Consider the following 18,897-nt stretch of genomic DNA (forward strand, 5'->3'; position numbering starts at 1 on the left):
GTACGCCGTGAGAGAATGTAGCAATGGTGCGCGGTGACGGACAGCTTTCCCACGATCTACTTCCCGGCGAAAAAGGCCCCCAGGATGCCTGTGGCGTCTTCGGCGTCTGGGCCCCCGGCGAGGAAGTCGCCAAACTCACGTATTACGGCCTGTATGCGCTGCAACACCGTGGCCAGGAGTCCGCGGGCATAGCCACGAGCGACGGCACCCGCATCAACGTCTACAAGGACATGGGCCTGGTCTCCCAGGTTTTCGACGAAGCCACGCTGAACACGCTCACCGGCCACATCTCCGTGGGTCATTGCCGTTACTCCACCACCGGGTCCTCGAACTGGGCCAACGCGCAGCCCACGCTCGGCGCCACCGCCGCCGGAACCGTGGCCCTTGCCCATAACGGCAACCTCACCAACTCCGCCGAGCTGTACCAGATGGTCCTCAAACGCCACGGCAAGCCCCGCTCCGGCGAGATGGCGCAGGGCAACACCTCGGACACCGCGCTGGTCACCACCCTGCTCGACGGCGACGACGGCCGCTCGCTTGAAGACACTGCACTGGAGCTCCTGCCCACCATCGAGGGCGCATTCTGTTTCGTGTTCATGGATGAGGGCACGCTGTACGCGGCACGGGATCCGCACGGCGTCCGCCCGCTGGTGCTCGGCCGGCTGGAGCGCGGCTGGGTTGTCGCATCCGAGCAGGCTGCACTCGCCACGGTCGGCGCCAGCTTCATCCGGGAAATCGAACCGGGCGAGTTCATCGCCATCGACGAGGGCGGTGTCCGCTCCCGCCGCTTCGCGCCGACCACGCGCGCCGGCTGCGTCTTCGAGTACGTGTACCTCGCCCGTCCCGACGCCGCCATCTCAGGCCGCTCGGTGTACGACTCACGGGTGGAGATGGGCCGCCAGCTGGCCCGGGAAAACCAGGCAGAGGCCGACGTCGTCATTCCCGTTCCCGAGTCAGGCACCCCTGCCGCTGTCGGTTTCGCGGAAGAGTCCGGAATTCCCTTTGCCCACGGCTTCGTCAAGAACGCCTACGTAGGGCGCACCTTCATCCAGCCCAGCCAGACGCTGCGCCAGCTCGGCATCCGGCTGAAGCTCAACGCGCTGGAGTCGGTGATCCGCGGCAAGCGGATTGTCGTCGTCGACGATTCGATTGTCCGCGGCAACACCCAGCGCGCCGTGGTGCGCATGCTGCGCGAGGCCGGTGCCGCGGAAGTGCACGTGAAGATCTCCTCCCCGCCGGTGCGGTGGCCCTGCTTCTACGGCATCGACTTCGCCTCCCGTGCCGAGCTGATCGCCAACGGCGCCGCCGTTGATGAGATCAGCAAGTCCATCGGAGCGGACAGCCTGGCCTATATCTCCGAAGACGGAATGATCAACGCCACCCGGCAACCACGCGAGAAGCTGTGCACGGCCTGCTTCACCGGCGACTACCCCATCCAGTTGCCCGAGGAAGACCGCCGCGGCAAAAACCTCCTCGAGCGGGTTGATCCCGCCGAGAAATCCGGGGCCAACGGGTGCGATCCGGGTCCCGGCAACGAGCTCGAGACCCTCCTGACCGACGTAGACAAGAAAGAGCGGGTATGACCTCTTCCGACCCCATCACCTATGCAAGCGCCGGAGTGGACGTCGAAGCCGGCGACCGGGCGGTGGAGCTCATGAAGGACGCCGTCAAGGCCACCCACACGTCCAGCGTGGTGGGCGGCGTCGGCGGTTTCGCAGGTCTCTACGACGTGTCGCGGCTGCTCACCTACCGACGGCCGCTGCTCGCCACCTCCACCGACGGCGTGGGCACCAAGGTGGCCATCGCCCAGGCGATGGACATCCATGACACCATCGGCTTCGACCTCGTGGGCATGGTGGTGGATGACATTGTGGTGGTCGGCGCGGAACCGCTGTACATGACCGACTACATCGCCTGCGGCAAAGTGGTACCGGAGCGGATCGCCGGGATTGTCCGGGGCATCGCAGCAGCCTGCTCGGTAGCGGGCACAGCCCTGGTGGGCGGCGAAACGGCCGAGCATCCGGGCCTCCTCGGCGAACACGAGTACGACGTCGCCGGCGCAGCTACCGGAGTGGTGGAAGCCGACGCACTGCTGGGCCCCGACCGCGTCCGGGAAGGCGACGTGATCATCGGCATGGCTTCCTCCGGGCTGCACTCCAACGGCTATTCCCTGGTCCGCCGGGTGATCAACCAGGCCGGTTGGGCACTGGACCGGCAGGTGTCGGAGCTGGGACGCACCCTGGGTGAGGAACTCCTGGAGCCCACCCGCGTCTACGCCTCCGATTGCCTTGACCTTGCCCGGCACTTCCCTCTCGATTCCGACGGCGCCGTCCATGGTTTCAGCCACGTCACCGGCGGCGGTCTCGCTGCGAACCTCGCCCGGGTGCTGCCCCGCGGACTCGAAGCAACCGTGGACCGCTCAACGTGGTCACTCCCCCCGATCTTCAGCCTGGTTTCCGAGCTGGGCAGCGTGCCGCTGCCGGACCTTGAGCGCACGCTCAATCTCGGTGTCGGGATGGTCGCGGTGGTTTCCGCCGCAGGAGCCGACGACGCCGTTGCCCGCCTGAACGAGCGCGGCGTCCCTGCGTGGGTTATGGGCCAGGTAGGACAGGCTTCCGGCGAAGACACCGACGGCCCGGATTACGTACAGGGCGCCAAGGGCGTTGACGGCGGTGCGGTTCGGCTCGTCGGCGCATACGCGTCCTGACCTGGTCCGGTACGCCCCGGACTTCCCCGACACAACAAGAACCAGCGGCCTGACAGATTCTGTCCGGGCCGCTGGTTCTCAAAGTATGGTGCGAGCCTTCAGCTCACAGGGAAGGGGACTCAGCCGATGCGGCGGGTGCCGCCGTCGTCCTCTTCATCATCAAACTGGTCCGCGTACTTGTCCTCATACGCCGAATAATCCGGCTCTACCGGATCATCATGGCGGGAGGCGCGACTACCGGGGCCCGTGAGCTCACGCTGGAGCGCCGAGTAGTCTGTGGACGGGCTGAAGTACTTCATGTCCCGTGCCTGCTTGGTGGCTTTCGCCTTCTGACGGCCGCGCCCCATGGCGTGACCCCCTTTTTGCGTCGATCCGGAGGTGGTCGCGGAGCCTTCAGAGTTAAAGGCGCAGCGAGGCCCCGGAGTATCCGGTCAATGTGTCGTACCTATAGATTACATGGTTTAACCGGTCCGTCGTGCGGAGCGGACCGGCGCGATCCGGCAACACGTGACAGACAATTCACCCATCATGCGGGAAGGCCCCATTGTTGACTAGAGTCGAGGGGTAATTTGGGAGAAAAAGCCGGCCCGTCACCCGGCAGGCCACGAGGGGGCAGTTCACTATGAGCGATCAGCCGGACAAGCCGGAGGACGGCGATGCCGCGCCGGGTGAACCGTCCACGTCGGAACCGCTCCTCAGCGCCGACGACGTTCATCTCCCGGAACCCGATGTTTCCCCCGAGGCTGTCGAGCCGGAACTGAGCACTCCCGCCGACCAACTGCGCCTGGACGAGCCGACGCTTGGCGCCGCCGAGATCAGCGAGAACTCAGCGCAGGCCACGTCGCTGGACGAGGTGGCGGCAGAAGCCCGGTCGGTCGCCCGGGAAGCCGAAGAGGCAGGCACGCTTGCCACCGGCGCGCGAACGGGGGATGACCCCGCGGAGGCCGCCGCACCCGCCGGCACGGCTCCGGCCGGAGGGACTGCGGGTGATGTGGCGGAGCAGCAGGACGAGGCGGACTTGCCCGGCCCGGTTGAAGCAGCGGATGAGACGGAAGTAGCCGGCCCGGCTGGTCGGGTCGATTCGCACGATTCGGTTGAGGCGCCGGACCCGGCTGGCGCGCCCGAGGCACCGGCCCCGAAGGAGAACGACGGCGGGCAGAGCGACACCCCTCCTGGACTGGCCAGCCTCGCGGCGTCCGGCAGTGAACCAGCGTGAACGGGACAGGAACAGGACCAGTCCCGCTGGGATGCCCTGTTCGACGCCGGCCGGCATTCTGCGGCAACCGGCCTGCCGGTTGTCGCTGAGAGCACCCGTGAGCCGGCAGCCGACCCCGCGGACCTGCCGGCCGGTCTCCCCGCCGAGCCTGCCGCAGCCCCAGAGTCAGCAGCGAAAGGCGCCGAAGCTTCCGCCGCAGCCCGCAAGGCCACTGAAACCGCTGACGCGGCGCCTGAAACACCCCCGGCAGCTCCTGACGCGGCACCCGAAACACCCTGGGCGCAGCCGTTCCCCGTCCAGGGGCCGCAGACTCCCGGCAGTCCTGTGCCACCGGTCGGCGGGCCCTATGGCCTTCCGCCGGCCGGCACGGAGCAGGCGTCGCCCACCCGGATTCGTGCACGGGCAGCTGACCGGTCCGTATCCGGCTCGAACCGCAAAAAGCTGCTCATCCTCGGCGCGGCAGGCCTGCTGCTGCTTGCGCTGCTGATTTTCGCCATCGTGAGCATTGTCAACGCACTGCGTGGGGACGACACCGGTAGGGGGGCAACCCCCGGCAGCACGCCCGGTGCCGACGGAATCATCGCCGAGAACATCTCGCCGCTGGAATTGGAGGCCGGTGCCTGCATCCTCGGCTTCGATGCGGCCAACGTCAGCGCGGACGTCACGACCGTCACCTGCACCACACCGCACAACGCCCAGCTGCTGGCGACCACAAGCCTGCCCGAGGACGCCGACTTCCCCGGCGAAGCCGCACTCAACGCCAGCGGCGACGAGCTGTGCAATTCAGTGCCGATCGACGAGGATGCGGCTGCCGGCTACTCCGGATTGACGCTGACACAGGTCACGCCTACCTCCGGAACCTGGGCGGAGGGCGACCGGCGCATCGACTGCTTCGTGGTATCCGACGAAGGCAACGTCATCACGGACACCCTCCTGGCTGAGTAAACCGGCCCCGGTCGCACCCCTTACGCGGGAACGCTGGAAACGCTCAGCGCCTCCGAACCATCCGCCGCGCGGTCCACCCGTACCTTGTCGCCGTCGTTGATTTCTCCGGAAAGCAGGCCGCGGGCAAGCCGGTCGCCGATCTCCCGCTGTACGAGCCTGCGCAGCGGACGGGCGCCGTACGCTGGGTCGAACCCGGTGAGCGCCAGCCACTCCCGCGCGGCGTCCGTCACGTCGAGTGTGAGCCTGCGTTCCTGGAGACGGGCGGCGAGCGACTGCACCTGCAGGTTCACGATCTGTGAAAGCTCCTCCAGGCTCAGTGCGTCAAACATGATGACATCATCGAGCCGGTTGAGGAACTCGGGCTTGAAGCTGATGTTCACCACCGACATGACGGCGTCCCTCCGGGCCGACTCGTCCAGCGTCGGGTCCACGAGGAACTGCGAACCGAGGTTCGAGGTCATCACGAGGATCACGTTGCGGAAGTCGACCGTGCGGCCCTGGCCGTCGGTGAGCCGACCGTCGTCGAGCACCTGGAGGAGGATGTCGAAGGCTTCCGGGTGCGCCTTCTCCACCTCATCGAGCAGCACCACGCTGTACGGCCGGCGGCGGACAGCTTCGGTGAGCTGACCTCCCTCCTCGTAGCCGACGTAACCGGGAGGCGCACCGACCAGCCGCGCAACTGCATGCTTCTCCGAGTACTCCGACATATCGATCCGGACCATCGCCCGTTCATCGTCGAAGAGGAAATCGGCAAGTGCCTTTGCGAGCTCGGTCTTGCCCACGCCGGTCGGTCCAAGGAACAGGAAGGATCCGGTGGGGCGGTCCGGATCCGAGATTCCGGCGCGTGCCCGGCGGACCGCATCCGAGACGGAGGCGACAGCCTTCTTCTGGCCGATCAGGCGGTTCCCGATGTTCTCCTCCATGTGCAGCAGCTTCTGGCTTTCGCCCTGCAGCATGCGTCCGGCCGGAATGCCCGTCCACGCCGAGATGACCTCCGCGATGTCCGACGCCGTGACCTCCTCCGCCACCATCAGCTCCGGCGAATCGGCCGAGCCTTCCTCCTCGGCCTGCGCCGTCTCGAGCTCGCGCTGCAGCTGCGGGATCTCACCGTAAAGAATGCGTGAAGCGTGTTCCAGATCTCCCTCACGCTGTGCGCGGTCAGCCTCCGAGCGCAGCTCGTCCAGCTTCGCCTTGAGGTCACCGACCCGGTTCAGCCCCGCCTTCTCCGCTTCCCAGCGGGCGTTGAGCGCGGCAAGTTCCTCCTTGCGGTCCGCCATGTCGGCACGCAGGGCCGCCAGTCGCTCCACTGACGCTTCATCGGATTCGCCCTCGAGCGCCAGTTCCTCCATGGTCAACCGGTCGACGGCGCGGCGCAGCTGATCGATTTCCTCCGGTGCGGAGTCGATTTCCATCCGCAACCGCGAGGCCGCCTCATCCACGAGGTCGATCGCCTTGTCCGGCAGCTGCCGGCCGGTGATGTACCGGTTGGACAGCGTGGCCGCGGCAACCAGGGCGGAGTCGGCAATGGAAACCTTGTGGTGCGCTTCGTAGCGCTCCTTGAGACCGCGCAGGATGCCGATCGTGTCCTGGACGCTCGGCTCGCCGATGTACACCTGCTGGAAGCGGCGCTCCAGGGCAGCATCCTTCTCGATATTCTCGCGGTACTCATCGAGCGTGGTGGCGCCGATCAGGCGGAGTTCCCCGCGGGCAAGCATGGGCTTGAGCATGTTGCCCGCGTCCATTGAACCTTCAGAGGCGCCGGCCCCGACGACGGTGTGCAGCTCATCGATGAAGGTGACAATCTGGCCGTTGGACGCCTTGATCTCCTCAAGGACGGCCTTGAGCCGCTCCTCGAACTCGCCGCGGTATTTCGCGCCGGCGATCATGGACCCGAGGTCGAGGCTGATGAGCGTCTTTCCCCGCAGGGACTCCGGCACGTCACCGGCGACCATCCGCTGGGCGAGGCCCTCAACCACGGCGGTCTTGCCGACGCCGGGCTCACCGATCAGTACCGGGTTGTTCTTGGTCCGCCGCGAGAGGACCTGGACCACGCGACGGATTTCGGTATCACGGCCGATGACCGGGTCCAGCTTCCCCGAACGCGCAATTTCGGTCAGGTCAACGCCGAACTTCTCGAGTGCCTGGAACGTGTTTTCGGGATCAGGGCTGGTGACACGCCGATCACCCCGCACGCCGGGAAGCGCCGCAAGCAGCGCCTCCCGTGAGGCGCCCTCCTCGCGGAGGATCCGCCCCGCGGCGCCGGAGTCCGCTGCGATGCCAAGGAGGAGGTGCTCCGTGGAGACATAGGTGTCACCGAGTGACTCCGCTTCCTGCTGGGCGGCGGCGATGACCTGCAGCATGGGGCGCGAGAACTGGGCCTGCGCGACGGAGGAGCCGGACGACGCCGGCATTGCCTTGATCGCGGTACTCGCCTTGACACTGACACTGTCCGCGCCCACTCCGGTAGCCGTGAGCAGCGCGACGGCCACGCCGTCGCGCTGGTCCATCAGGGCTTTGAGCAGATGCGCGGGCTCCACCTGCGGGTTGCCCGCGGTGGAGGCATTCGTAGCGGAAGCGGACAGCGCTTCCTGACTCTTGGTGGTGAACTTGGTGTCCATGGTGGCCTCCTGCGATAACACAACGACTAAATTGAGTGTACTACGCTCAACTTAGTCGCATAGAGCCATTCGACCCTTTTCTCTTCAGGCGAACCGCTCCGGCCATAGACAGCCCTTCAGGCCTCTCTCCCCTTCGACACCCAGGCAGGATCCGCGCTCCGCTCCCCCACCACAAGGTCCGCGGCCGCATCCAGCACATCGCAGTCCGCATCCGACAACCGCACCTCCAGCGCACCGACATTCTCATCAATACGTTCCGGTTTGCGGGTGCCGGGAATCGGCACCACGGGCAGACCGAACTTCACTCCCTGCACCGCAAGCCAGGCCAGCGCCACCTGCGCGGGCGTGGCACCGGTGCGGGCCGCCACCGACTGGACAGCTTCCACTACGGCGGCATTGGCTTTGATCGCGTCCGCGCTGAACCGCGGGACACGATGGCGGAAATCACCGGCGGAGAGCGATTGCGACTGGACCGTGCCGGTGAGGAATCCGCGGCCGAGCGGTGAGTAGGGAACAAACCCGACTCCGAGCCTGGCGGCTGTCGGCACCACCTGCCGTTCCACATCCCGGCTCCAGATCGACCATTCGCTCTGTACCGCGGCGATCGGATGCACCGCGTGCGCTGCGGCCAGTTCATCCGCGGTCACCTCCGAAAGGCCCAGATGGCGCACCTTTCCAGCCGACACCAGGTCCGCCATTGCGCCCACGGTCTCTTCAAGGGGTACCGACTCGTCCCTCCGGTGCATGTAGTAAAGGTCGATGACGTCGGTGCCCAGCCGCCGCAGACTCGCCTCCGCCGCACTCCGGACATAGGCGGCATCGCCGCGGACCCCGGTATAGCCGGCGGCCGGACTCCCCTGGATGCCGAACTTGGTGGCCACCTCGACCTCGTCCCGCCGTGCGGCCAGCAGCCGGCCCACCAGTTCCTCGTTGGTTCCCGCCCCGTAGATGTCCGCAGTGTCGATGAACGTCACACCGGCATCGACGGCGTGACGAAGAGTCTGCAGCGCCTGCTCCTGGTCAAGACCGCCGTAGACCTCGGTCAGCGCCATGCCGCCGAAACCCTGCGCGCTCACGGTGAAACCTGCTGCCAATTCAGTACGGGTCAGAGTCATGTCTCCGATGGTATGCCGGTGGCGGTCAACCCGGACAGGGTGTGCCTGTGCTGTGGACAGAGAACGCGGGTTCAGGAAGCGGTCGGCATAATGGAGCGCATGGGGAAAACCGGAACGTCTCTGATCCTGACCGCCGCCATGGTGCTGTCTGTGTCTGCCTGCACGCAGGCAGGTCCGAATCCGGAAGATGCCGCAGCACAGCTTGCCGAAGGCTTGACCAACCAGGACCTCAGCGGCATCGCCTTCTCGTCCGTTTCCGGCGAGGAAGCCACCGTACAGCTCGAAGAGATCAGCGCAGCCCTCGAACCGGTCTCACCCACGGTCTCCGTCGCGTCCGTCGAATCCACGGGTGATGACACCGCGACAGCCCAGCTCAGTCACGTGTGGGACGTCGATCCGGGAGAAAGCGACTGGGCCTACACCACCACCGCGGAGCTGACCCTGGTCGATGACGTCTGGCAGGTGGCCTGGGACCCCTCCATCGCGGTCGACGGGCTGGGTGCCGACGCCTCCCTCGCTGTGTCGCGAGCACCCGCCGAACGCGCCGAGATTCTCGGTGCCGGCGGTGAGGTCCTTGTGACCGACCGCCCTGTCATTCGGGTGGGAATCGACAAGACGCTTGTTGAAGCGTCCGCCCTGGAATCGTCGGCGGCGGCACTGGCGGAACTGGTCGGAGTGGACGCCGCTACCTATACCGAACAGGTGCTCGGTGCCGGCGCGGAGGCGTTCGTTGAGGCGATCGTGCTCCGCGACAACGGGGACCGGCCCGTTTCGGACGCTGAGCTGGAGGCCATCCCGGGTGCCACCGGCATTCCCGACAGCCTCCCCCTGGCACCAACACGCAGCTTCGCGCGAGAGCTTCTGGGATCCGTGGGACCGGTGACCGCAGAGCTGGTGGAGCAGTCGGAGGGACGTCTGGAGGCCGGGGACTTAGCCGGGCTCTCCGGCCTCCAGCTGCAGTACGACCAGCAGTTGGGCGGCACTCCCGGGATAGTCATCGAGGCCGTGACCGGCGAAGGTGAAACCCGTACCGGTGAGGTCCTGTTCGAGAAGGCTGCCGTGCCCGGCGAACCGCTCGAACTCACCCTCGACGCGGGCCTGCAGACACTCGCCGAGGAAGTGCTCGCCGAGGAGCCCTCCGCCTCCTCGATCGTTGCCATCCGGCCCTCCACCGGCGAGATCCTCACGGTGGCAAACGGTCCTGGCTCGGAAGGACTGCAGACGGCCCTGCTCGGTCAGTATCCTCCCGGGTCGACGTTCAAGGTGGCCACCTCGCTGGCCCTGCTCAAGAGCGGCTTCACCCCGGAGACAATCACCAATTGCCCTCCGGAGCTGGAGGTCGATGGCCGTACATTCACCAACGTACCCGGGTACCCTGTCGGGTTCACCGGGGAGATCCCCCTCCTCCAGGCTCTTGCACAGTCGTGTAACACCGGTTTCATCTCGCAGCGGGATACCGTGTCGCAGGAAGATCTGGCCTCCGCGGCGGCGGATCTCGGGATCGGGGTCGATGTTCCGATCGGCACCCCGGCCTTCTTCGGTTCGGTTCCGGCGGAGGCGGACGGCACCACCCATGCCGCGTCCATGATCGGTCAGGGCGAGGTCCTTGTCTCTCCCCTCTCGCTGGCCATCATGGCGGCGTCGGTGGGAGCCGGGGAGCGGGTGGCTCCCACGCTCCTGGCCGGGGGCGGGGAGGAGTCGGTCGCGCCGTCGTCGTCCGCTTCAGCCCAGCCGTCTGCGGAGGCGACGGAAACGCCCGCCCCCAGTAACCTCACCGCGGACGAGGCGGCAGCGCTGCGCGAGATGATGGGAGCTGTGGTCACCGTGGGAGGTGCGCAACTGCTGGCTGATGTGCCGGGTGAACCGGTCCTCGCCAAGACCGGTACTGCCGAGTTCGGTACGGAGGATCCGCCGCGGACCCACGCCTGGGTGGTGGCGCTGCAGGGTGACCTCGCCGTCGCCGTCTTTGTCGGGGAAGGCGAGCGCGGGTCCATTTCCGGCGGACCGCTGATGGAGGAGTTCCTGCGCGGGGCGGCTCAGTAGGCGCCGCTCACCGCAGCTGCTGGGGGAACCGTGTGCCCGACGTCGGTACGATTTCCTTCCCGAGCGGCATCAGTGACACCGGGATGAGCTTGATGTTCGCGATGCCCAGGGGAATCCCGATGATGCTGAGGAACATCGGGATGGACGTCAGTACGTGGCCGATGGCAATCCAGATGCCCGCGACCAGCACCCAGACCACGTTTCCGAGGGTTGAGAAGAAATAGGTGCGGCCGCCGCGGTCCACCACAGACCGGCCAAACGGCCAGAGCGCGTAGGCACCGATGCGGAACGAGGCGATCCCAAAGGGGATGGTGACCACCAGCAGGCAGCACACGATGCCCGCCAGGAAGTAGCCGATCGCGAGCCAGATTCCGCCGAACAAAAGCCAAATGACATTCAGGAGTGCGTTCATGGTTCCATTCTTCCCATCGTGGGCGGTCAAAGGCCATCAGGGGCTTCCCTGAAATGTCAGGAACCGGCAGAAATGCCACTGCCCACCGGGCTGTTGGGCTCGGTGGGCAGCGTGGTTCCTGCGGCGTACTGCCTAGCGGCCGCGGCGCTCGTTCGAAGCCGGTGCACTGGCCCGGCGTGAACCGGATGCACGGTTGCCGGACGGCCGGCCCGACGACGACGGCGCCAAAGCGCGCTGCCCCGAACTCCGCTGCCCGGAACCGGTCTGGGCCCCTCCACTGCGCGCGCCGCCGGCGCTGTGCGCGGCGACGTCACCGGAGCGGGCCGAACGCGGCCGGCGGGTACGGTCGCCGCCTGCGGCAGCGCCCTCGCCCGTCCGACGGCGGTCGCTGTCCGTACCGAAGCGGGCAGCCTGCGGCTGGTCCTTGCGCCGCTCCGCGCGGTTGCCCTGGGGCTCCGCGGCGGCAACGCGCCCGCGGCCGCCACGGCCGCCGCGTCCACCTGCGGCAGGAGCGGCGCGACGGGCGCGCTTGCGCTGGGCGTTGGCGCCGGTCGATGACCCGCCGCCGCTGGACTCGCGCTGGGCCTGGAGTGCGGCGCGGGTCCGCGGATCGATCTTTTCCGCTACATCGCCGACGAGCTTGCCCACCAGCGGGGAGGTAGCGGAGACGTTTTCGAATGCGACATCGACGCCGGCCGCCCGCATGAGCTTCTGCACCTCACCCTTCTGCTCGGGCAGGGTGATGGTCACAACGGTGCCGTCCGACCCGGCGCGGGCCGTACGGCCGGAGCGGTGCAGGTACGCCTTGTGCTCTGTGGGCGGATCGACGTGGACCACCAGTTCAACATCATCCACGTGGACACCGCGGGCAGCGACATCGGTTGCGACGAGCACCCGCACATCACCGGTGGAGAACTCCGCGAGGTTCCGGTCGCGGGCATTCTGCGACAGGTTGCCGTGCAGATCGACGGCGGGGATACCGGCGTCGGTCAGGGTCTTGGCGAGCTTGCGCGCATGGTGCTTGGTGCGCATGAAGAGCACGCGCTTGCCCTTGCCCGAAGCGAGCTGGACGATGAGCTGCTTCTTCTGGGTCTGGTCACCGATGAGCAGGACGTGGTGCTCCATGGTGGTGACGGAGGCCTGGGTTGTGTCCACGGAGTGGGTCAGCGGGTTGGACAGGTAGCGCTGCACGATCTTGTCGACACCGTTGTCCAGTGTGGCGGAGAACAGCATGCGCTGGCCCTCGGCCGGTGTGGTGTCGAGGATCCGCTTCACTACGGGGAGGAAGCCGAGGTCGGCCATGTGGTCGGCCTCGTCGAGCACGGTGATCTCAACCGACTCAAGGGTGAGCAGCTTCTGGCCCATCAGGTCTTCGAGCCGGCCGGGGCAGGCAATGACAATGTCGACGCCGGCGCGCAGCGCCTTTTCCTGCCGGGCCTGTGACACTCCGCCGTAGATGACAGTGGTGTTGAGGCCGAGCTCCTGGGCCAGCGGTTCAACGGTGGCGTTGATCTGCGTGGCAAGTTCACGGGTAGGGGCCAGGATCAGCGCCAGCGGACGCCCGGGCTTGCGGCGGTAGGCCGCTTCACGCTCGGCGAGGCGGGACACCATCGGCAGGGCAAACGCGAGGGTCTTTCCGGAGCCGGTGCGGCCGCGGCCCAGGACATCCCGGCCCGCGAGGGTGTCCGGGAGGGTCTTCACCTGGATGGGGAACGGTTCGGTGATTCCCTGGTCGGTAAGGGAACGAACCAGCGCTGTAGGCACGCCAAGGGCAGCAAAAGTAGTCATGTAAGGTACACGAACTTTCTTCTCATCTTCCCTGCGCACCGGTTGGTGCCCAGAGTCCGCCGAAGGAAAGTCAGACAGTGTCAACCGCTCTCACGATCTTGGGAGATAGCGCGGGACAAAAGAATGCGTTCATCGACGCAGGCTGCAGCTGTTCGGCTTCAAAGAAGCAACACGTGCCGCAGACAAGTGTTCCTAGCCTATCAGCAGTCCGGTTGCACACCCGCCGCCGGACGGTGAGGATTGGGATTGTGTGAGCAAGCCCACCAGGTTCGCCGCACCGGAATCCCATCACGATCCCTTCCGCGAGCAGGAGAAACCATGTCCGACGCCGGCGCTGTCCGTTCCCACGCAACAGACCTTGCAGGGGAGGTAACCGAACTCCGCCACCGGCTGCACCAGGAACCGGAGATCGGCCTGCACCTTCCGCGGACCCAGGAAAAGGTACTGGAGGCACTCGACGGACTCCCCTACGAGATCAGCGTCGGCCGGGACACCACGTCCGTGACGGCCGTGCTCCGCGGGACGGCGCCCGGTAACGGCGCACGGAAGCCCGTGGCGCTGCTGCGCGGTGACATGGACGCTCTGCCAGTGCAGGAGCAGACGGGAGTTTCCTACACCTCGCGTATCGATGGAGCCATGCATGCCTGCGGCCATGATCTGCACACGGCAATGCTCGCCGGGGCTGCCCGGCTCCTCGCCGACCGTCAGGAGGAGCTGGCCGGCGACGTCGTACTGATGTTCCAGCCGGGTGAGGAGGGTTTCGACGGCGCAGGGGTGATGATCCGCGAAGGCGTGCTGGAAGCCGCCGGGCGGCGGCCGGATGCGGCCTACGGCATCCATGTGGTGTCCTCACTGCTGCCCAACGGACTGTTCGCCAGCAGGCCCGGCACGCTGATGTCGGCGTCCGACGGGCTCTACGTCACCGTTCACGGGGCCGGCGGTCATGGTTCCGCGCCGCACCGCGCCAAGGATCCGGTAACTGTTGCAGCGGAAATCGTGACGAGTCTGCAGACAATGATCACTCGGCAGTTCGACATGTTCGATCCCGTGGTGCTCACCGTGGGCTTGCTGCACGCGGGAACCAAGCGGAACGTCATCCCCGAGTCGGCCCGTATCGAGGCAACCATCCGGACCTTCTCCGAGCAGAACAGGGACCTGATGCGCACCGCGATCCCGCGCCTGGTGAACGGCATCGCCGAGGCGCACGGGCTCTACGCAACGGTCGAGTACGAAACCGAGTACCCGCTGACCGTGACAGATCCGGCCGAAACCTCGAACATCGAAAAGCACGTCCGGGACCTGTTCGGTGACGAGCGGTACACGCAGATGGTAAATCCGCTCAGCGGCTCCGAGGACTTCTCCCGGGTGCTGGCCGCCGTCCCCGGGAGCTTTGTGTTCCTCTCCGCCGTTCGGCCGGGTGCCGACCCGGCGGACACCGCCTTCAACCACTCGCCCTACGCCGCGTTTGACGACAGCATCCTGGCCGACGGCACGGCCCTCTACGCGCAACTGGCCCTGTCGCGGATCGCTGAACTGGCCTGCGCCTGATCCTGCTTTGGCGCCGCTCGGTACGCTGGTACCGATGAGCACGCACCCTGATCCCCAGCCCTTCCCCGCCCAGCCCGTCTCCTTTGTGCGCCGCGGCTCCCGCCTGCAGGGCCGCCGTCGTGATGCCTGGGCCGAGCTGTCCGAGGGCCTGGTGGTCGAGGTGCCGCGCAGTTCTGCGGCGGACACCTCCGTGGATCCTTCCTGGGAGTACGACGCCGGAGCCTCCTTTGGCCGCGATGCTCCCCTCGTGATCGAAATCGGATCGGGCCTGGGCGAGGCGGTGGCGCACGCCGCCGCCGAAAACCCGGACCGCAACTTCCTCGCACTCGAGGTGTACAAACCGGGGCTCGCCCAGACCCTGCTGCGGATCGATCAGCGGGGCCTGACCAACGTCCGGGTGGCGCAGGTCAACGCCGCCGAGGCACTGGCCACGATGATCCGCCCTGCCTCGGTCACCGAGCTCTGGGTGTTCTTCCCGGACCCGTGGCACAAGACCCGCCATCACAAGCGGCGGCTGGTCAAGGACTCATTTATCGAGCTGGCCGGGCGGGTGCTGGAACCCGGCGGCTTCCTGCGCCTTGCCACCGACTGGTCCGACTACGCCGCCCAGATGCGCGCCGCAGCGGAGAAATCCCCGCTGTTCGAGAACCTGCACGCAGGTGTTCGGGCGGGCGCGGAGAGCCCCCTCACCCAGGTGTGGGCCAGCGGTGTGGAGCACGAGGTCGGAGGCACTCCCCGCAGGGAGGGACGCGAGCCCGCCGGTACAGCCTCGCTGAACGAGGGCGAGGTGGACGCCCTCGGCGGCTGGGCTCCCCGGTTCGAGGGCCGCATCCTCACAAGCTTCGAGAACAAGGCGCATGACGCCGGCCGCATGATCTTCGACCTGGCATACCGCCGCGTCTGAGCGACGGTTCTCCAGAGGCTGCTGCCTTGGCGCTACCTAGCCCTGCCCGCGTTGCTCAGCCCGGGCCTTCAGTTGGCGCAGCTCCTGCTCGGCCGCCTCGCGGGCTTCCAGCTCGCTGAACGCCTCCTCAAGCTTCCCGGCTGTTGGGTCGGACCAGGAGAGTTCCTCCTGCGCTGTCTGCAGGTGCCGCAGGCGCCGTGCTTCCTGTTCCGCTTCGCGGGCCGCACGCGCTGTTTCAGCGCTGTTCCCCGCCGAAGCTGAGACCGCGCCGCGGACGTTCAGTTCTGCCTGGGTTGCGCCGTGCTGGGCCTTCAGGGATTCATATCGAACCGCGTTCTCCTGCAGTGAAGTCTCCAACCGGTACAGGTCGGCTTCCAGCGAGTGGAACTGCCGGTCGACGTCGTCGCGCTGGCGGGTCAGCGAGTCCAGTCTCTTCTGCACCTCCAGTGCGCGGCGCAGCGCTGAGCGTGCAGCGTCGTCGTTGTTTTGCGCGACTGCGCGCTCCGCCTCCCGGTTGCACTGGTCCAGATCCGAGGCAGCCTGCCGCGCCAGAGTGTCGACGCGGTGCCGGACAGCGGCGAGATCCGCCACGCTCCGCCGGGCGCGATCAAGGTTCTCCTCCTGCTGGCGCTGGGAATCCCCGAGCGCTGCAATGGGATCGACCGGCTCGGCGGCGTTGCGGCGGGAGGAGATGATGCGTGAGATGCGGCGCCGGACAGACACTGGGGCTATGCCCGCCTGCTACCGGTGCCGTAGGCGGTGCTCCAGGTGTTGAGTGCCCCGATCTCCATAGTCAGGCGCGAGGTTGCCCGGTCCAACTGCCTGCTACCCGCTGCCTGGTGCACCTCGAGCAGGGTCCGCCGCAGTTGGGCGGAGAGATCACACAGGGAACTGACCTGTCGGGCGATGTCCCGGGCAAGCTCCTCACGCAGCGGCCGGTTCGGCTCCCGTTCGGCAAGGGCGAGACGCTCGCAGAGCACTGCCTCGGCCCGGGCGAGATCGTCTGCGGTGGCAGCCAGGTCGCCGGTCGGCGCGCCCTGGGCGATTGCCGCCGCAACCGAGCGGCGCGTCGCATCAGTGGAACGCTCAAGCTGCAGGCGGAGCCGCGCGAGCTCGCGTGATGACGCGTCAGTCGAGAAGGTCCGCAGGCGGCTTGAACCCCGCTCGATCCTGCGGCGGAGAATTCCCGAGCGGCGGACTCGGCGGACGATCAGCCAGGTGCCTGTCGCTGCACCGATGGCGAGGACGCCAAGGACTGCGCCCCCGAACAGTAGGAGCTGGAGAATGCCCTCCAGCAGGAATCCCGCGGCGTCTTCGAACTCTGAGTCAGGCATGTATCAAGTGTGCCGTGGAATCCGGCTGCGCGCCACGTGGGGGTGGGTTTAGCGGGTGGGATCGCCCCGCCAGATCATGAGCGCCTGGCTGCGCGGCCGGGGCCGCTGCCCCCGCGCCAGGGTCACGACGTCGCCTGCGAGACCCGCAGCGAACACCCGGCTGGTCTCGGACCTGCGGCGCTGGGACAGCTCCTCCGTGAGCTCACTCACCCGATGCTGGAGGGCCATGACCTGGTTCTCCAGTTCCAGGATGCGCCGGATGCCCTCGAGCGAGATGCCCTCCTGGGACAGCCGCTGGACCTCACGCAGGACGTTGACGTCCCGCTGCGAGTAGCGGCGGGCGCGTCCCGGTGCCCTGCTCGGGGTCACGAGGCCGAGCCGGTCATACTGACGCAGCGTCTGGGGGTGCATGTCCGCCAGCTCCGCCGCTACGGAGATGACGTAGATCGGCATATTGATGTCAACAGACATGGTGTTTCTCCCCTCTGCTGCCTAGATTGCCCACACCCTACAGCCGCGCCTTCTCGGCCAGGCTGGCGCGTGGGTCAGCGTCCTTCGTGGCGTTGGCGAACGCCTCGACCGCGGCTGCCGCGTCCTTGTTGAGATTCTGGGGAACGACGACGTCGATGGTCACCAGCAGATCACCAGTTACCTTCGAAGTCTTCACCCCGCGCCCCTTCACCCGCAGCGTCCTGCCGGACGGGGTACCCGCCGGCACCTTGACCGTGACCTTCTCACCGTCGAGGGTGGGGACCTCGATCTGCGCTCCCAGCGTGGCCTCCGGGAAGGTGACCGGCACGTGCACCCGGATGTTGTCGCCGTCGCGCTGGAAGAACGGATGCGGCTTCACATTGACGGTGACCATCAGGTCCCCGCTTCCAGCCGGGCCGTTCTGGCCCTTGCCGCGCACCCGGACCTTCTGTCCGTCCCGGATGCCGGCCGGAATCCGCACATCGATGACCTCACCGGACGGTTCCCGCAGACCGATGGTGGTCCCGCGGATTGACCCCGCGAAAGAGATGGTGGTGCTGGCGGTGCGGTCCGCTCCCTTGCGGGGCGGTGCCTGGTAGCCGGGGAATCCGCCGCCGGAGGAGTAGCCGCCGCCGCCGAACAGGTCGGCGAATTCGGGGGGCAAATTACTGCCGCCGCCGAAGCCGCCGCGCTGGCGGCCCGCGGACTGGCCGAAAAGATTGCCGAACACATCCTCGAATCCTGCGCCGCCGGCTGCCCCGCCGGGCCCGCCCGCTGTGAACCGGGCCCCGCTTCCCATGGCCCGGATGGCGTCGTACTGCTGGCGCTCCTCGGGATCGGACAGCACCGAATAGGCCTCGGAAATGTCCTTGAACATCCTGTCCGAGCCGCCTGTGCTCTGGTTCTGGTCCGGGTGGTGTTTCCGGGCGAGTTTCCGGTAGGCCTTCTTGATGTCGGCGTCGGAGGCGTCCTTGGGCACGCCAAGGATCTTGTAGAAGTCCTTGTCGACCCAATCCTGACTAGCCATCTGACTCCTCCTCTCGTTCAAATCTTCATGGTGTCCGGTGGGGGACGAAGGGAGCCCCCGAACGGGGGCTCCCTGCATCCATCCTGTTTACTCCGGTACCGCTACGATCACCTGGGCGGCGCGCAGGACGCGGTCTCCCTTTTTGTAGCCCGTGCGGAGGATCTGGCTGACGCTGTCGAACTGCACCTCGGCACTCGGCTGCTGGATGAGCGCCTCGTGGATGTTCGGATCGAACTCCACCCCGGTCTCATCGATGCGGGAAAGGCCGTAGGTCTTCAGCGCGTTCTCCAGCTTCGTGGAAATCGCCGCAAACGGCCCGTCCGCAAGGTCGCCGTGCTGGCGGGCGGCGTCGATGTCATCCAGTACCGGCATAAGGGAGTTCAGTACCCCGATCACTGCCATGTCCCGTGCCACGTCGCGGTCCCGCTCCACCCGCTTCCGGTAGTTGACGTACTCGGCCTGGAGCCGCAGGAGGTCATTCCGGAGCTCAGCCTCAACGTCGGTCGACGCCGCGGGAATCTCCTCCCCGCCGCCGGCCTCGTTGAGGATGGCCTCGGCCTGCGCCAGGGCGTCCACACCGCCGTCCGGGTCTTCCGCGGGCGCGGGCTCCTGCCCGGTACCCGCTGAGGGTTCCGGGTCAGGATTGCCCGCGCCGGCGTCCTGCTGCTGCTCCTGCCCACGGACCTTGCCCGTTTCCGGATCAATCTTCCGGTTGTCCCGGAAGCTGACCGGCTCGGAGTGCTCTTCTTCGTTTCCGTGGTGAGGCATG

Annotated in this window: 17 protein-coding genes; 7 read left to right on the top strand and 10 right to left on the bottom strand. The window is 67.1% G+C overall.

The features are described 5' to 3' along the window. Positions 1-23 precede the first annotated feature (23 nt). A complete protein-coding gene (gene purF / locus BLS52_RS02650; RefSeq protein ID WP_026544216.1) occupies positions 24-1,583 on the top strand; it encodes an amidophosphoribosyltransferase in 1,560 nt (519 codons plus the stop codon). Next, entirely contained in the window at positions 1,580-2,707 is a 1,128-nt protein-coding gene (gene purM / locus BLS52_RS02655; protein ID WP_026544215.1) for a phosphoribosylformylglycinamidine cyclo-ligase, read from the top strand. The genes purF and purM overlap by 4 nt, the downstream gene beginning before the upstream one ends. Before the next feature lie 119 nt (positions 2,708-2,826). Here purM and BLS52_RS02660 read toward each other — a convergent pair whose 3' ends face one another. Beyond that, positions 2,827-3,054: a DUF3073 domain-containing protein gene (locus BLS52_RS02660; protein WP_026544214.1), complete on the bottom strand. Its 228-nt coding sequence runs from the start codon at positions 3,052-3,054 to the stop codon at positions 2,827-2,829. A gap of 275 nt (positions 3,055-3,329) precedes the next feature. Between BLS52_RS02660 and BLS52_RS02665 the strand changes: the two genes are divergently transcribed. Then, positions 3,330-3,923 (top strand): hypothetical protein, encoded by a 594-nt coding sequence (locus tag BLS52_RS02665; protein ID WP_090584381.1) that lies wholly within the window; start codon positions 3,330-3,332, stop codon positions 3,921-3,923. Between the two features lie 324 nt (positions 3,924-4,247). Further along, a complete protein-coding gene (locus BLS52_RS02670) occupies positions 4,248-4,868 on the top strand; it encodes a septum formation family protein (protein ID WP_175460068.1) in 621 nt (206 codons plus the stop codon). A gap of 20 nt (positions 4,869-4,888) precedes the next feature. On the opposite strand, the gene clpB is transcribed toward BLS52_RS02670, so the two are convergent. Together clpB and BLS52_RS02680 are read right to left on the bottom strand one after the other, a co-directional pair. Continuing rightward, positions 4,889-7,486, bottom strand: a complete 2,598-nt coding sequence (gene clpB, locus BLS52_RS02675; protein ID WP_090584383.1) for an ATP-dependent chaperone ClpB — start codon at positions 7,484-7,486, stop codon at positions 4,889-4,891. A gap of 116 nt (positions 7,487-7,602) precedes the next feature. After that, on the bottom strand, positions 7,603-8,601 hold the full coding sequence (locus BLS52_RS02680; RefSeq protein ID WP_090584384.1) for an aldo/keto reductase: 999 nt from the start codon (positions 8,599-8,601) through the stop codon (positions 7,603-7,605). A 99-nt stretch (positions 8,602-8,700) separates the two neighbouring features. Between BLS52_RS02680 and BLS52_RS02685 the strand changes: the two genes are divergently transcribed. Continuing rightward, positions 8,701-10,644 carry a penicillin-binding transpeptidase domain-containing protein gene (locus BLS52_RS02685; protein WP_090584513.1) on the top strand — a complete coding sequence of 648 codons (1,944 nt, stop codon included), beginning with the start codon at positions 8,701-8,703 and terminating at the stop codon, positions 10,642-10,644. A 7-nt stretch (positions 10,645-10,651) separates the two neighbouring features. On the opposite strand, the gene BLS52_RS02690 is transcribed toward BLS52_RS02685, so the two are convergent. Together BLS52_RS02690 and BLS52_RS02695 are read right to left on the bottom strand one after the other, a co-directional pair. Next, on the bottom strand, positions 10,652-11,056 hold the full coding sequence (locus BLS52_RS02690) for a YccF domain-containing protein (RefSeq protein ID WP_026544210.1): 405 nt from the start codon (positions 11,054-11,056) through the stop codon (positions 10,652-10,654). Positions 11,057-11,188: 132 nt separating this feature from the next. Beyond that, positions 11,189-12,844 (bottom strand): DEAD/DEAH box helicase, encoded by a 1,656-nt coding sequence (locus BLS52_RS02695; RefSeq protein WP_090584385.1) that lies wholly within the window; start codon positions 12,842-12,844, stop codon positions 11,189-11,191. Positions 12,845-13,162: 318 nt separating this feature from the next. Between BLS52_RS02695 and BLS52_RS02700 the strand changes: the two genes are divergently transcribed. Both BLS52_RS02700 and trmB read left to right on the top strand, forming a co-directional pair. Then, a complete protein-coding gene (locus BLS52_RS02700) occupies positions 13,163-14,392 on the top strand; it encodes a M20 metallopeptidase family protein (RefSeq protein WP_090584386.1) in 1,230 nt (409 codons plus the stop codon). A 34-nt stretch (positions 14,393-14,426) separates the two neighbouring features. After that, on the top strand, positions 14,427-15,296 hold the full coding sequence (gene trmB / locus BLS52_RS02705; RefSeq protein ID WP_090584387.1) for a tRNA (guanosine(46)-N7)-methyltransferase TrmB: 870 nt from the start codon (positions 14,427-14,429) through the stop codon (positions 15,294-15,296). A gap of 36 nt (positions 15,297-15,332) precedes the next feature. Here the strand turns inward: trmB and BLS52_RS02710 are convergent, their stop codons facing one another. The 5 genes from BLS52_RS02710 to BLS52_RS02730 form a co-directional block, all read right to left on the bottom strand. Next, positions 15,333-16,019: a PspA/IM30 family protein gene (locus tag BLS52_RS02710; RefSeq protein ID WP_090584388.1), complete on the bottom strand. Its 687-nt coding sequence runs from the start codon at positions 16,017-16,019 to the stop codon at positions 15,333-15,335. Positions 16,020-16,024: 5 nt separating this feature from the next. After that, positions 16,025-16,630, bottom strand: a complete 606-nt coding sequence (locus BLS52_RS02715; RefSeq protein ID WP_090584389.1) for a hypothetical protein — start codon at positions 16,628-16,630, stop codon at positions 16,025-16,027. A gap of 48 nt (positions 16,631-16,678) precedes the next feature. Beyond that, positions 16,679-17,101 carry a heat shock protein transcriptional repressor HspR gene (locus tag BLS52_RS02720; RefSeq protein ID WP_090584390.1) on the bottom strand — a complete coding sequence of 141 codons (423 nt, stop codon included), beginning with the start codon at positions 17,099-17,101 and terminating at the stop codon, positions 16,679-16,681. Positions 17,102-17,138: 37 nt separating this feature from the next. After that, positions 17,139-18,128: a DnaJ C-terminal domain-containing protein gene (locus BLS52_RS02725; RefSeq protein ID WP_090584391.1), complete on the bottom strand. Its 990-nt coding sequence runs from the start codon at positions 18,126-18,128 to the stop codon at positions 17,139-17,141. Between the two features lie 87 nt (positions 18,129-18,215). After that, complete coding sequence (locus BLS52_RS02730; RefSeq protein ID WP_090584392.1) at positions 18,216-18,896, bottom strand: nucleotide exchange factor GrpE; 681 nt, start codon at positions 18,894-18,896, stop codon at positions 18,216-18,218. Position 18,897 lies beyond the last annotated feature (1 nt).

The sequence above is a fragment of the Arthrobacter subterraneus genome, from assembly GCF_900099735.1.
In the GTDB taxonomy this organism is placed as follows: Bacteria; Actinomycetota; Actinomycetes; order Actinomycetales; family Micrococcaceae; genus Arthrobacter_D; species Arthrobacter_D subterraneus.

What these genes read in the sequence shown, in the direction of transcription:
- purF (WP_026544216.1), top strand. Translation starts at nt 24, where the DNA reads ATGGTGCGCGGTGACGGACAGCTTTCCCACGATCTACTTCCCGGCGAA.
- purM (WP_026544215.1), top strand. Translation starts at nt 1,580, where the DNA reads ATGACCTCTTCCGACCCCATCACCTATGCAAGCGCCGGAGTGGACGTC.
- BLS52_RS02660 (WP_026544214.1), bottom strand. Translation starts at nt 3,054, where the DNA reads ATGGGGCGCGGCCGTCAGAAGGCGAAAGCCACCAAGCAGGCACGGGAC.
- BLS52_RS02665 (WP_090584381.1), top strand. Translation starts at nt 3,330, where the DNA reads ATGAGCGATCAGCCGGACAAGCCGGAGGACGGCGATGCCGCGCCGGGT.
- clpB (WP_090584383.1), bottom strand. Translation starts at nt 7,486, where the DNA reads ATGGACACCAAGTTCACCACCAAGAGTCAGGAAGCGCTGTCCGCTTCC.
- BLS52_RS02680 (WP_090584384.1), bottom strand. Translation starts at nt 8,601, where the DNA reads ATGACTCTGACCCGTACTGAATTGGCAGCAGGTTTCACCGTGAGCGCG.
- BLS52_RS02685 (WP_090584513.1), top strand. Translation starts at nt 8,701, where the DNA reads ATGGGGAAAACCGGAACGTCTCTGATCCTGACCGCCGCCATGGTGCTG.
- BLS52_RS02690 (WP_026544210.1), bottom strand. Translation starts at nt 11,056, where the DNA reads ATGAACGCACTCCTGAATGTCATTTGGCTTTTGTTCGGCGGAATCTGG.
- BLS52_RS02695 (WP_090584385.1), bottom strand. Translation starts at nt 12,844, where the DNA reads ATGACTACTTTTGCTGCCCTTGGCGTGCCTACAGCGCTGGTTCGTTCC.
- BLS52_RS02700 (WP_090584386.1), top strand. Translation starts at nt 13,163, where the DNA reads ATGTCCGACGCCGGCGCTGTCCGTTCCCACGCAACAGACCTTGCAGGG.
- trmB (WP_090584387.1), top strand. Translation starts at nt 14,427, where the DNA reads ATGAGCACGCACCCTGATCCCCAGCCCTTCCCCGCCCAGCCCGTCTCC.
- BLS52_RS02715 (WP_090584389.1), bottom strand. Translation starts at nt 16,630, where the DNA reads ATGCCTGACTCAGAGTTCGAAGACGCCGCGGGATTCCTGCTGGAGGGC.
- BLS52_RS02720 (WP_090584390.1), bottom strand. Translation starts at nt 17,101, where the DNA reads ATGTCTGTTGACATCAATATGCCGATCTACGTCATCTCCGTAGCGGCG.
- BLS52_RS02725 (WP_090584391.1), bottom strand. Translation starts at nt 18,128, where the DNA reads ATGGCTAGTCAGGATTGGGTCGACAAGGACTTCTACAAGATCCTTGGC.
- BLS52_RS02730 (WP_090584392.1), bottom strand. Translation starts at nt 18,896, where the DNA reads ATGCCTCACCACGGAAACGAAGAAGAGCACTCCGAGCCGGTCAGCTTC.